Below are 13,338 nucleotides of genomic sequence, written 5' to 3'. Positions count from 1 at the left end.
CGGCACGCAGACCAAAGTTTTCTTGAAATTTGAATCCGTTGTTTACTGGATATTGCATGCTTTTTATTAGGAAAGCTAATGAGTGCTTATTATGATGTTGATCGTGCTTGTAGATGTGCTGTTATTTAGAATGGCCGGCATGCTTCAAGCTGGGAAGGAACGTGTGTAAGAATGGAAAATGGAATCCGGCGCAGAAATCAATATGCGCTCATAGATTTGGATGGAACGATGTATCATGGAACTTCTCCGATTGAGGGAGCGAACAAGCTAATAGAGACCCTTCGGAGTATGGATATTCCTTATCTGTTTGTAACGAACAATTCAACACGGACACCTGAAGAAGTGGCGGTTCACCTGCAGCAATTTGGTATATCGGCTGTTGCTGAAGATGTTCTCACCTCTGCTCAGGCGGCTGCATCGTATATTAAGAAGAGATATTCGGATAGACTGGTATTCATGATAGGCGAGTACGGATTGCAGAGGGCGTTGGAGGATGTCGGGATTTCTTGGACGGAGCAAGCGGAAGAAGTATGGGGCTCTGATGTTGGAGTTGTCGTTCAAGGCCTGGATCGAAATGTGACCTACGCTAAGCTGGAAGCAGCGGCTTGTGCCGTTCGAGAAGGCGCAGTATCGATCTTAACCAATCCAGATGTCATGCTGCCTTCGGATCGCGGTTTTTCCCCGGGGGCTGGTACGATCGGAGCGGCAATCCAGTCGGCTTCAGGTGTAGAGCCTGTCGTAATAGGCAAACCAAGTGCCATCATTATGGATGAGGCTATGAAACGGCTGGGATGTACGGCGCAAAACGCAATTGTAATTGGAGACAACATGATGACGGATATTCTTGCCGGCGCTAATGCAGGCTGCCGTACAGCACTTACTTATACAGGGGTTACTACACCCGATAATTATGAATCATTTTGTGCGCGTGCCGGTGTGAAGCCTGACATGGTCTTTCATAACATGGAGCAGGTACGTAAATGGTTCATGAAGGAAATGTTATAATAAATAGCCTATATGATTAATGATATTAAAATATAAGAGAGAACATACATGGTGATCATGTAATGTGAAATTAGGAAGGAAGATGCGAGATGCCGGAAATTCCAGTTATGGAACGATACCGCAAACAGCTAGATCAGCTGGTTACCGGAGAACGCATTCGCAGCCTGCATGTACAACGTGAGTCTTGGCTGAATACGGATCTCCATAGCTTGACCAATGGATTAGTGGGAAGACAAATTTTATTTATTGAACGCAGAGGGACGGATTTGATTTGGCATCTTGATGATGGCCGACGACTTGTTCTTCAGATCGGAGCTGGGAGTCGTCTAGAGATCGTTTCTACGTTACAGGCAGTTGCTCATGGAGTAGTGGGCCATTCTTCTGCAGAAGCGGATCAAGTGCATGATGTGTCCCACTCACAGTTTGCCGTCATCACTGATCATGCAGCGATGGCAATTTTCGGGGCGCGTAACTGTCATATCATGTGGTTAACAGCGAAGCAGGTAGAGGATATGCAGCTTGAGTTGGGCCCAGATCCACTATCTCGCCATTTGACACCAGAGCGTTTCAGTCAGCGATTCGCAAAGCGCCGCACCACTTTGAAGTCTGCACTTACCAATCCGAACATTATCGCTGGTATTGGAAACCACTTAGCGGATGATATTGTTTTTGCTGCAGGAATTCTTCCTACAGTACGCACGGAAAAGCTGAAAGAAGAGCATTGGAATCGGATATTCTTTGCAATGCTTGATGTATTGCATCATGCAATTGAACATGAAAATGATATGGATTTACAAATATCTTCTAAACTACATGAGAAGTCCTATGCAGGGGAAGCAATGGACATCTCCATTCATGGCAAGACGGGAGAGCCTTGTCCGAAATGCGGCACGCCGATTGAAGTCACGTTGATACAACGTCGCCCTTCAAACTTCTGTCCGAAATGTCAGATAGATCCTACGGCAGATGGCCACGAAAACGAATAAAAATAGCCACGCTGCGCGTGCATACGGTTGTCATTTGCCATTACGGGGAGGATATGCGCACGCAGCGCAATTGGCTGTACAACTGCAGCATGCGGTGGGTGTTCGCAGCTATCAGTATTTCAGTAAAAATCCGAGGGGCTTATCGGTAAAGAGTGGATATGAGACAGATGCACAAGCTGCACGTGATATTTGTCAGCAGCACGGCATCGAATCTATTGCCCATACGCCGTATCCAACAAATTTAGCTGTAGATGCAGCTCGCTCACCTGAGAAATTTCAACTAACAGTTCAATCGCTGCTCAACGATCTAATGATTGCGGAAGCATGCGGATCAGTTGGAATTGTGGTTCATTTTGGTTCATATAAGGGAGGGGCAGGTACACCTGCCACTGATACAGAGAAGCTGCACAGCTACGAAAATATAATTGTCACGTTAAACACCGTCCTTTCTGTGTGGAATGGTCGTGCCAAGCTGCTGCTTGAAAATCAGGCAGGTAATCATGGCGGGTTAGGAGCAACATTTGAAGAGCTAGTAAGCATCCGACGATTAAGTAATTATCCCGATAAAATCGGCTTCTGCTTTGATACCTGTCATGCTTATGCAAGTGGGCTATGGAATCCTTCTGCTACCAATGAGATGCTCGAGGCTGGAAGTTGTCACGACTATTGGAATCATGTTCAAGCTGTCCATCTGAATGATTCTCGGGAGACCTATGGCTCCAAACAGGATCGTCATGCGAATCTTGGACAGGGGTATATTGGGGCAGATGGCATTGCAGAGTTGCTTAGATCGAAGGAGCTGGAACACTGCATGTTCGTGCTGGAAACGCCTGGTGACCCGTCAGGGGGGCATGGACAAGAATGGATGTTTATTCAAAACATTTTGCAGACGAATGGATAAAATTGTGGTTTGAGCATAATGCACCTTACACTTGAACAGACATCAGAGTAATGTAAGGAAGTGATGAAAGATGATACATGTATTTTTGGATGATTACCGTCGCTGTCCAGAAGGCTTTGTGCTAGCTCGCAATGCGGAGGAGTGTCTACTTCTATTGGAGCATGAGCAAGTAGGAATCCTGTCCTTGGATCATGACTTGGGAGCCGACGAGAAAACGGGAACAGACCTTGTTCGAGAGATAGTCTTGCGCGGTCTTTATCCGCAGACAGCGATCTATTTGCATACGTCAAGCGTACTTGGCAGAAAGCGAATGTTCGAGATGCTTTACGCGAATAAGCCTGAGCATGTTCAGCTTAGCAATGGGCCGATGCCAGATTCATTGCTGACGCAGATACGAGAAAATATGGTATGATATTGATCTCAGACAAGCAGTTGAAGGCAGCACAGGCGCAATCTGTGAGTTTGTCTGCTGTAGAGCTGTTTTTTAAGCAATGGGATGCGGTATTTATACATAGTCCATTTTGTGGAACATGCCAGTTAGCCTCTCGAATGCTTGAAATTGTGGAAGCAACGAACCCAAATTTGGAAATTGCGGCTGTCAATGTTGGCTCTATTCCTTTATGGGTGAGTACTTTGCAAATTGAAAGTGTCCCTTGCCTGTTGGTATGGGATAATCGTAGTGGTACAGGCATCGTGGACAAAATATATGCTTTTCATTCTGTATCATTCCTTTATGAGCGTCTGAAGAGTGGGAAAATAGATAGTTAATGACGTATATGAATGCTCTATAGTTAACAAAATGAAATGGAAACAGCTGAAGTAAGCCCGCTTGATTCAGCATTTGGAGGTTGCACTGCTTGGAATTATTACATCCGATACAAATAGACACAAATTACGAACAAGGATCACACTGGATTGTTACATCCAACCACGGCTATATCGCATATGCGCAGGAAGAATGGCGAAGAAGATTTGGCCAGTTGAAGAGTCGTATGCTCGTCTCCGGTGAAATTGCTTTGATGGAATTGCCAGTAGATCGAAGTGAAGTATTCCACGTGATGGAGTCAGAACCGGCGATATTCATCCGATATTTACAGCCAGTTGATCTTGCCGTTGATGTTCAGGCGCTGCAAAGCGATCAAGAACATACATTAGGTTGTTTGCTCGACCAATTGATGAAATCTGTAGATGGCTCAATCACAAATCTTCGTGTGGGGGTTCATGTGCGATCCAGTACGGCGGGCGAATCCTTGGATAAAGAACTTCGTGATGCGCTGCGATCTGCAGTTGAACGTAAGGGCGCATCTGTCGCGATCCAGGATCCAGAGCGCATTGTAGCTTTGTTCATTCATGATGGGGCTGTATATGCAGGGCTCATGACTCCGGAGCAGGCTGGTTCGGATTGGCCTGGCGGTACAATACGTTTCCGGCGTGAGGAGGGACAAGTGTCCCGTGCTAAGTTTAAGCTTTTGGAAGCAGAACGTACCTTTGGGCTGGACTTTGCGGCGTACCGTAATGCGCTTGATATTGGTGCTGCACCAGGCGGTTGGACGAGCCTCTTGCTGGAACGGGGCATTCAGGTTACTGCTGTTGATCCGGCAGCAATGCATCCTAGCTTGATTGAACACCCGAATTTAACATATTATAAGAGCAATGCTGGGGATGTTGCGCTGGAACCTGGCGAATTTGATTTGCTCGTATGCGATATGAGCTGGAGCCCTAAGGTTACTGCTCAACTTGTGATTGGCTTGTTGGATTCGGTTGTGCAAGGCGGTACTGTTATTGTTACGGTAAAGTTGATGCATAAGAAGCCGCTGCAGACGATACGTGAAGTGAAGGAGATGTTTATGGAGCATCTTCATATTATTCGCGCAAAGCAATTGTTCCATAATCGTGACGAAATCACCCTGTACATGATGAAGATGTAGCTTATACTCGGACAGTGAAGTATGGCAAAGTCCAGCATAGTTCTAAAAAAGACTAGACAACTGCATGGATATGGCATAAAATAACAACAAATGAATACGAGCGAAGGGAAGCACCCTGATTGATACGAACCGGTAGGTTCGTCAATCAGGGTGCTTTTTTTGTCGCCTGGGGGGATTTTATGGCGCAATCCATTACGGCCCATTTGCAGGCTGGATATTTGTTGTACGACAGATATCGTATCGTTCGTTTACTCGGAACAGGAGGAATGAGCGTTGTATATTTAGCCAATGATGAGCGTTTAATCGGTAAGCAGTGGGCGATTAAGGAGTCGAGACCCGCAGCTCAGGACGTGCGACAGCTCGTTCATGAGGCATCGATACTAACCACGCTTCGTCATCCTCACTTGCCGCTAATCGTTGATTTTTATCCACCAGATACAAGCGGTAGAGCTTACCTGGTAATGGAGTATATCGAAGGGCATACGATAGCAGATCGGTTGCGAATAAAGCCGCTAAGTTTTGAAGAATCGATACGTATCGTTCTCCCGGTATGTGAGGCACTTTCCTATTTGCATCAACAGAATCCACCGGTGGTGTTCCGCGATGTAAAGCCATCTAATATTATGCTGGCGAAGGATGGGCAAGTGAAGCTCATTGATTTTGGTATAGCGAGAAATGTAAATCCACTATCGGAACAAGATACTGTGAAGCTGGGGACAGTTGGATTTGCAGCTCCAGAGCAGTATCGGGGACAACAGACAGATGCGAGAACAGATCTATATGGGGTTGGCGCGCTCGTTAGCCATATGCTTACTGGTGGTGCATGGAAGGGGGAACGGCCGTTAACGGCTTCGATGCTTGCAAAGGACGTACCGGAGAACATGTTTGGGATACTTACACGACTGCTTGCGAAGCTGCCAGAGGAGCGTTATCAATCTGCTGATGAGTTGATTGAGGACTTAAGGAATTTATTTACAGGCCATTCGAATACATATGGTGCTGGTCTAGATGAGAGAAGTTCATGGCATCAGGCGAACGCAGGGACAGTTATCGCCTTTTGGGGAGCTGCATCAGGACTTGGAACTACGCATTCAGCACTGATGTGTGCTGCCGTACTTGCCAAGAAGAGTAGAAGTACCTTATATATCGACGCCAATTATAAGGAAGACTCCGTGATACCTTCATTAGCTTACGCCTATGAAGGGGAAGAAGAGTTGTATTTAGCAAGCGATGATTTGTTTAAGTTATTTGGGATTGACTGTATGGAGTGGAAGTTTGGTACGAGCCCTCTTCCATCTTTGCTAGGTATCTATGAATATATCGTCTTAGACCTTGGTTGTGATGATCAGGGTGAACGTATGGACGAATTCATGAGGGCACATATCCCTGTGCTTGTAGGAAGTTTAGCCCCCTGGAGAGAGAAAGATTATATAGAACTCGTCAGAGAGTTTGAGCTAAGAAGGTTCAATCGTTGGGTATTGGGTGTTCTCCAATCGGATTTTTCAATAAAAACTAGAACCAGGAAGTGGAGAGGAGCGAAAGCAACCTCATCTATTCCGATTCAGTCGGATCCGTTCGAATGTACGGAGGATACGAAGCGCTGGGTAGAACAATTAATCGGTCCGATACAACAAGGAGGGCTTGTCTCTCGCTTGCGGCGATGGATAAGCAGAAATAAAGCAGAGAGAGGAGATGTACGAAGTTGAGAAGATGGACAAGAAAGACGAAGCAGCTAATTGCAGCGTCGGTAGGTGGAGCAACGTTGGTTGGAATACTTATAGGAGGCTATCATTTTTGGGCCATGGGGCAAAATGAAGCTGAACAACTCAAGGAAACTGCTCAGTATAAAGACGAAATTACCAAGCTGCGGAAAATTGCAGATGCAGAATTGCAAAATCGCACAAGCGTCTGGATATTCAAGCAGTCGCTTCTTGCCGGCAAGCGCATTCGATCAGATGACATTGCGAGAATTGAAATATCGTCAAATCTTGCTCCGAAGCAACTGTTGAATCATCCAGATCAAATCATCGGAAAGATATTAAAGATAGATGCCGTGCCTCGAACACCAGTGATTCCAACGATGTTGTATGAAGATGAGAAGATGACTGACGATGTGCGTTGGGTGGAGACAGCGGTTATCCAGCTCCCATTGCGTCTACAAGAACGAGACATGATTGATGTGCGAATCCGGTTTCCAAATGGTCAAGACTATATCGTACTCAGCAAAAAAGAAATTAAAAGTATTCAGTATCCAACTATTTGGGCTCATTTGGACGAACAAGAAAGGCTATTATTCTCAAGTGCATGTGTAGATGCCTATTTGAACGGAGGGCAGATTTATGCTTTGCGGTACATAGAGCCTCAAATGCAAAATAAAGCTATCCCGAATTATCCGGCAAATGAATTAGTTTTGAAGTTGATTGAGTCTGACCCGAACATCGTGAAAAAGGCAGATACTGCATTAGCCCGATTAATCCGAACACGAATGGAGAAGGAATGGGAACAACAGGATGCAGCTAACGGCTCAGGTAATGGTTGGAACCATGCGCAAGCCAACCATACAGATGCTTCTTACGTTTCAGTTCATGTGGGAGCAGATGGTATTTCTAATTCAGAGAAATCACCTTTAACAGGAAGAGCCGCTGAGGCAAACCGAAATTCACCATTTGTGGGACAGCCTAGTTCCGTGCCTTCCAAAGAACTGCAACCTGCCGGCAATCAAGGTGGTTCAGTCGTAACCAATCAACACTCTGATTCGCAAAATGGTAAAAGTTCAAAGGTGCAGGAGACTGCAAAGAAGGATAACCACTCTCCTAAGGATGCTTCCAAAGAAAAAGATGCAAATACACTGAACGATGCGAATCCTGTTGCAACTGTTGGGGAATCTCCAATTGATAAAGTAAATTTCATATTCTCAGAGGCGATTCCAGGCAATACGAAGCAGTAATGAAGGGAATTGTTTTCATACATAATTAGATGAATGTACGGGAGGAGTTAGGAAGATGACGATAGGTATTTTCGTAGGCGCTTGTGATAAGAGCGATCATGTAGTGGCGCTAGCGACGTTCCTAACGAGATTAGAAAAGAAGGTTCTAATTGTAGATGCTACAACAACGAGAAGGATTGGAATGGAGATTGGGCTGTTGACTCAGTCGCCCATTCCTATTATGAGCTGGAATGGCTATGATGTTCTATCCGGTGCTGTATCCTGGGACGACATGCTCCAACTGATTGAATGGCATGGCGGTAGTGTGGATTCATACGAGCATATTATTATTGACACGGATCGTGCACTGTTTTGCAATGCTGAACAGTGGAAGCAGATAGATGTACGTTTTCTTGTGCAAACGATGGAGCGTTATTCCTTGCAAAAGAATAGGGAATGGTTGCAAGCGTTTCAGCAGCAATATGATGGGGAAGAGCTAGAATTTGTCCCAGTACTTCTTCGTTCATTTATGCCTGAAGATGAATATGAATTTATGATGGAATGGTATTTTTCAATTTTTGAGCATCGGTGGTCTCGAGAATATATTGCCATTGAAGAAGACGAACGCAATTGGATGGCACGTATGTCAGGCATTCATGAGGGACAGCTGCAAACATATGCTTATCCTCGTGCTACAAAACGTGCTTGGCGGTTATTGACCGAGCATTTCACCGGGAAATTGGCAGAACGAGTCTGGAGGCAATGCTTGAAAACGCCAAAGAAGGGACGAATGAATCATGCCGCTTTGTAAACATTGGATGATTTCGTCTACAGGCAGGGGGATGGCTGGGGGATCAACCGTAGCTGCTTGTACGGCAATCAGCCTTGCCTGGCAATTTCGCATTAATGTGCTGCTCATACATGCCAAAGGTAGGGGAGAGGGAGTAGAAAGATTATTTCCACCCTCTATTGACCTTGTTGGTGAGGCGGGAATTGGAGGTCGTCTTACGACTCCGAACGGATGGAGCGCTCTAGTCCGCATGCTAAAAAATCATCAAGTTGATGAAGAATCAATATCTACTTACATGACGAGCGTGATGAGCCGATTAGACATTCTTCCTGGTTACGAATCGGGGGAAATGGAAGACATGCTCAATGCTGATCTTATTCTTCATGTACAAAGGCTTGTAAGTAAGCGATATGATCTTGTGTTGTGGGATATCAATGAGCAGGATTTTATTTCTTTGAAGCTCACAGGGAACATGCATCTGCATGGTACTATTGCTGTGATATCACAAGTTCGGTCAGAGATCCATAATGCAATGGAGAATATAAGTAAAAGAGCAGATGCATTTGTTATCGGTCAGTATGATACAAATGTTAGATTGAATCCCATAAATGTGAAACGAATGTATTTTCTTCATCAGCCCATTTTTGCAATGCCTTATTCATCCGCTTACCGCAATGCAGCAGACGATAGGATGCTGATAGATTGGTACCTGCGTCAATCTCTCCGTCAGGATCGGGGGAAACGTTCTCCATTCATCTCTGAGCATGAGAAATTATGCAGATATATCCTTGAAGTGTCTGGTTATCATCCTGGAAGAAGCAGAAAGGCGGGGGGATAGGAGATGTCATTATGGAGTTACGTGTTATTCTCTATTCTCGCTGGAGCCATTCTATTTGTTGCATTGTATGTTTATTTGCGTATGCTTCGACATTGGCGAAGCCAGATTGTCTATCGAAATGAGGTTGAATGGACGTGGGACGGACTGCATCAAGCAGTGAAAGATACATTTCTAGCATGGACGAGTGATCTACCGCTAGATATGTACCGTGAAGAAGAGGAATTTTCACGTGAAATGAAACGTCGTGTTTCGCTTCGAAAATCTTTGCGTTCATGCTGCAGCGGCGATATTGCTGATAAAGAGTACATTAAGGAATGGATTGTTGACATGCTTCGGGAGCAGATCCGCTTGACAAAAAGCAACGCAGATCAGTTGTTGCCAATCGAGCGTCCAGAGCAGTTAACATCACAAGACAAATTTGATTTATTGTTATTTGTCTATAAGAAGCGGCATGGCTTGGATGCCTTGAGTAGACTAATCGAAAAATATGGTTGGGATGAACGGAAACGTATGTTGTCTGCTCAAGGCGAGTATCAATTGCATGATGTGATTACGTCAGAAGATATTGATACGTCCTTTCGCTTAGAACGGCTTCAGTTCAGCTGGGAGGATCGAATTCGCATTATCGCTCAGCGGTTGTACCAGCTTTATAAGGGGTTTTCTGTCATTGATGAGATTCGTGATATGCGAATTGATGGTGTATCAGGTGGTGTTAGTGGAATACCCGATGAAGCAATGACGAAAGGGGATTACTGGTCTAATCCCTCTCGAGCTTCATTTGCAAAGAACGAAGGTGAACCTGCAGTTGGTGTCATGCTGCGTGCATGTGATAGTATTTGGATTTTTTATAAGGGGAAGTCCATTAGGCTAGCATTTCTCACTTTCGGGACAGAATCGGAATTGCGCCGAGTATGCCACAATATCTATAAATATCAAACGCCTGGTTCGCTTACTGAAGCGGATGGATATCGGATTAATCATATGAAGGATGGTTCGCGTGTCGTTGTGTTGCGCCCGCCATTTGCTGAATCGTGGTCATTTTTCGTACGAAAGTTTGATACGCAGGTCGTATCACTTGATCAGCTTATTCGAGATAAGAATGCCGAGCTTCCGATTAAACTTCTGCATTTCCTAATGCGAGGGGCAAGAATAACGGCAATTACAGGTGCACAAGGATCAGGGAAAACAACATTGTTAATGGCATTAATTCAATCGATTTATGCATTTTATCCGCTTCGAGTACAGGAACAGGCCTTTGAGCTCAACCTTCGCAAGATTTATCCAGGAAGAAATATTTTGACACTTCGGGAGACAGAACGGATAGCCGGACAAGCTGGATTGGATGTACAAAAGAAGACGGACGGAACCGTACATATTTTAGGTGAAGTGGCAACAGACCCGGTTGCAGCCTGGATGATACAGATGTCACAAGTTGCGAGCTTATTTACTGTCTTTACTCACCATGCAAAGACATTTCCTGATCTCGTGTTATCACTGCGGAATTCGCTGCTTAAGACAGGAATGTTCCATAATGAATCCATTGCAGAGCAGCAGGTATGCCAGGTTATTCACTTTGATGTTCATCTAGCGCGGGATGCGGAAGGAAATCGATATATTGAACGAATTACGGAATGTATACCGATTAACAATGCAGACGAAAGTGATTTGAATGACGAGAAGCCTTTGATTCCAAACATAACATGGGATAGTTATATTGATTCTACACAGCGTATGCATCGGTATATTATGCGTACTCGATCATTCACGCATCGCAATATTATTGAGTATCATCATGGTCGATATTATCTCGTAAATCCAATCTCCGTAAATCAGAAGGAAGCCATGGAAGCAGAAATGACAACTGAGGACAAACTGCGCTTCCGAGAATGGCTTGCTCAGGAAGGAGGATATTCGGTTGCCAGCTAGCAGCTTGTTGATATGGATTGCAATTGGAGCAATTCTCGTTGCTTGGATATTGTGGATGCTGTCTCGAAAACTGGGCCCGACTCGTGTGGTTGCGAGTCAAACTGGTGCACGGGCACACACGACCGGAATTGCTGGTCTCTGCCAATTTTATAAGAGAGTGCTGCGTGAAGCATACCGCTGCAGTTTGAAAGTTCCTTTACTGAAGAAAAAGACAACATCTCTCCGGCAGCAGCTCGCACCTTTATACAGTTATGATGAATGGCTGTTAAGAGAGCGTACTGTTTCCATACTTCTCGGCAGTGGACTGGCGATTCTTGTTGCTGTATCGATATTTATCACCTTTGATCAAAATATCTTGTCATGGATCATGCTTATTGTTGTACTTAGTGTGGCGGAAAGTCTATATCGAGATGTGGTAATTACTCGTGCAGAAATCAAGTTACTACGATTATCTTCCCTATCAATAGGGCATATGAGACATGCGTATCATCGATACAAAATGGTAGATGCCGCGCTTGAAGATACCATTGATCGAGCGCATCCGATGCTTGTACCGCATTTACAGCGTGTTGCGAACATGATTGCGGATCCTGATACCGATACAGCCATGTCTGTCTTTGAGGAAGCAGCACCTAACCGGTATTATAAAATGTTTGGGGGCCTATCCAAGCTTGTTGCAGAATATGGCGATCCGAAGGGGGGAGATGGCTCCTCTTATTTAAAGGGGCTTGCCATGATTGTGCGTGAAATGCAAACAGAGTTGGTCATGCGTACAAGGCTTGACTATTTGCTCGGGGGATTAAAAGCCATTGCTGTTATTCCAATTTTATTTACAGATCCTCTGGAGCGATGGGCTATAACTTATTTCCCGGCGATGGAGCTGTTTTATAACTCGAAGCTTGGCTGGCTTCTTCAATTAACTGTGTTTTTATCTGTACTCATTTGTCATCGCTTATTGCAACAGCTCCATTGGAGACATGTGTCTGGACATGAACAAGTCAACCATATTGGATGGAGCAAACGATTGCTGGATCGGCGAGCAATCAGACGAATGCTCGTTAATTGGGTGAACTGTCGTTCGAATGACCAGATTAAGCGAGCACAGCACTTATTGCACGAAGCAAACGAATCAATGACATTAGAACAATACTTTGGGCGTCGTTTTGTACATGCAATCGTAACTTGCACTATATGCTTTATGCTAATTCTATCTCTTCACTTCGGCTCTGCACAATGGATGTGGAATCAAATCGATGACACGTCACAAAAAGCAGGATTGCATGAGGATTTCGTTAAAGAGTGGATCAGTAATGTTTCATTAGATATAGGCAGTTCGGGGCTTCAGCTTGATCTGAAAACGACTCTTACGGAGACATATCCTGAATGGAGTCCCCAACGTGTTGATCAATTAACAAAATCAATTGTCCCGCTTGCCATGTATTTTCGTGAGATGAAGGTGGCTTGGTGGGAAGTTGCTCTCCCATTTATCGCTGGATGGTGTGCCTTTTATGCAACTGTTATCATTTTGCGTCTTCGTATACGGATAAGGCAGTTAGATATGCGTACAGAAATCAGCCAGATGCAATCGCTCTGCATGATGCTGCGAGCTTTTGAGCGCATGACAGCCGAAATGATGATGGAATGGATGAGTCGGTGCACGATTATGTTCCGCCGACCATTACAAGTATGTTTGCTAAATTGGGAGAGCGGATCAGATCGTGCGCTTAAGCAGTTGCGCATTCAAGCGCCATATCCTGATTTTGTAAGACTTGTTGACAAGCTGGAGCTTGCCCATAATCATATTCCGCTTGTTGAGGCATTTGATGATGCGGAGCAGGATTGGGGCTATGAGCAGGATATGCTTAGACATCATTACGAAGCAAGCATTGAGGCAAAAGCAGGATGGGGAAGATGGCTGGGGTTCGCACCGATATACGCATTAATCTTTTTGTATCTCGTTATACCGCTTGTGTGGATGAGTGCGGAGCAAATGCGCTCTTCCTTTGAACAAATTCGAAACCTATAAACAAAGGAGTGT

The 13,338-nt window shown here is 44.9% G+C and carries 12 protein-coding genes; all 12 read left to right on the top strand.

Annotated elements, in window-relative coordinates; translation table 11 throughout:
• The first annotated feature begins 171 nt into the window (after positions 1-171).
• The 12 genes from NO352_RS11890 (at position 172) to NO352_RS11835 (ending at position 13,326) form a co-directional block, all read left to right on the top strand.
• Complete coding sequence (locus NO352_RS11890) at positions 172-1,005, top strand: TIGR01457 family HAD-type hydrolase (protein WP_289355754.1); 834 nt, start codon at positions 172-174, stop codon at positions 1,003-1,005.
• 89 nt (positions 1,006-1,094) lie between these two features.
• Entirely contained in the window at positions 1,095-1,991 is an 897-nt protein-coding gene (locus NO352_RS11885) for a DNA-formamidopyrimidine glycosylase family protein (protein WP_289355753.1), read from the top strand.
• The gene (locus NO352_RS11880; protein WP_289355752.1) at positions 1,972-2,892 is read left to right on the top strand and encodes a deoxyribonuclease IV; all 921 of its coding nucleotides are present in this window, start codon (positions 1,972-1,974) and stop codon (positions 2,890-2,892) included. The genes NO352_RS11885 and NO352_RS11880 overlap by 20 nt, the downstream gene beginning before the upstream one ends.
• Before the next feature lie 70 nt (positions 2,893-2,962).
• Positions 2,963-3,304, top strand: coding sequence for a cyclic-phosphate processing receiver domain-containing protein (locus NO352_RS11875; protein ID WP_289355751.1), 342 nt, complete (start codon positions 2,963-2,965; stop codon positions 3,302-3,304).
• Positions 3,301-3,660, top strand: coding sequence for a thioredoxin family protein (locus tag NO352_RS11870; protein ID WP_289355750.1), 360 nt, complete (start codon positions 3,301-3,303; stop codon positions 3,658-3,660). The genes NO352_RS11875 and NO352_RS11870 overlap by 4 nt, the downstream gene beginning before the upstream one ends.
• 89 nt (positions 3,661-3,749) lie before the next feature.
• Complete coding sequence (locus NO352_RS11865) at positions 3,750-4,820, top strand: SAM-dependent methyltransferase (protein ID WP_289355749.1); 1,071 nt, start codon at positions 3,750-3,752, stop codon at positions 4,818-4,820.
• Between the two features lie 179 nt (positions 4,821-4,999).
• Positions 5,000-6,526 carry a serine/threonine protein kinase gene (locus tag NO352_RS11860; RefSeq protein ID WP_268599480.1) on the top strand — a complete coding sequence of 509 codons (1,527 nt, stop codon included), beginning with the start codon at positions 5,000-5,002 and terminating at the stop codon, positions 6,524-6,526.
• Positions 6,523-7,767, top strand: a complete 1,245-nt coding sequence (locus NO352_RS11855) for an SAF domain-containing protein (protein WP_289355748.1) — start codon at positions 6,523-6,525, stop codon at positions 7,765-7,767. Before NO352_RS11860 ends, NO352_RS11855 begins: the two co-directional genes overlap by 4 nt.
• 55 nt (positions 7,768-7,822) lie before the next feature.
• Complete coding sequence (locus tag NO352_RS11850) at positions 7,823-8,557, top strand: hypothetical protein (protein ID WP_268599481.1); 735 nt, start codon at positions 7,823-7,825, stop codon at positions 8,555-8,557.
• A complete protein-coding gene (locus NO352_RS11845) occupies positions 8,544-9,374 on the top strand; it encodes a CpaE/TadZ family protein (protein ID WP_289355747.1) in 831 nt (276 codons plus the stop codon). The genes NO352_RS11850 and NO352_RS11845 overlap by 14 nt, the downstream gene beginning before the upstream one ends.
• A gap of 3 nt (positions 9,375-9,377) precedes the next feature.
• Positions 9,378-11,300 (top strand): ATPase, T2SS/T4P/T4SS family, encoded by a 1,923-nt coding sequence (locus tag NO352_RS11840; RefSeq protein ID WP_289355746.1) that lies wholly within the window; start codon positions 9,378-9,380, stop codon positions 11,298-11,300.
• Entirely contained in the window at positions 11,290-13,326 is a 2,037-nt protein-coding gene (locus NO352_RS11835) for a GTPase SAR1 (RefSeq protein ID WP_289355745.1), read from the top strand. The genes NO352_RS11840 and NO352_RS11835 overlap by 11 nt, the downstream gene beginning before the upstream one ends.
• Positions 13,327-13,338: the final 12 nt, after the last annotated feature.

This window comes from Paenibacillus sp. S-12, assembly GCF_030363895.1.
Classification (GTDB): domain Bacteria; phylum Bacillota; class Bacilli; order Paenibacillales; family Paenibacillaceae; genus Paenibacillus_B; species Paenibacillus_B alvei.
This window is presented reverse-complemented; position numbering and strand designations above follow the sequence as displayed.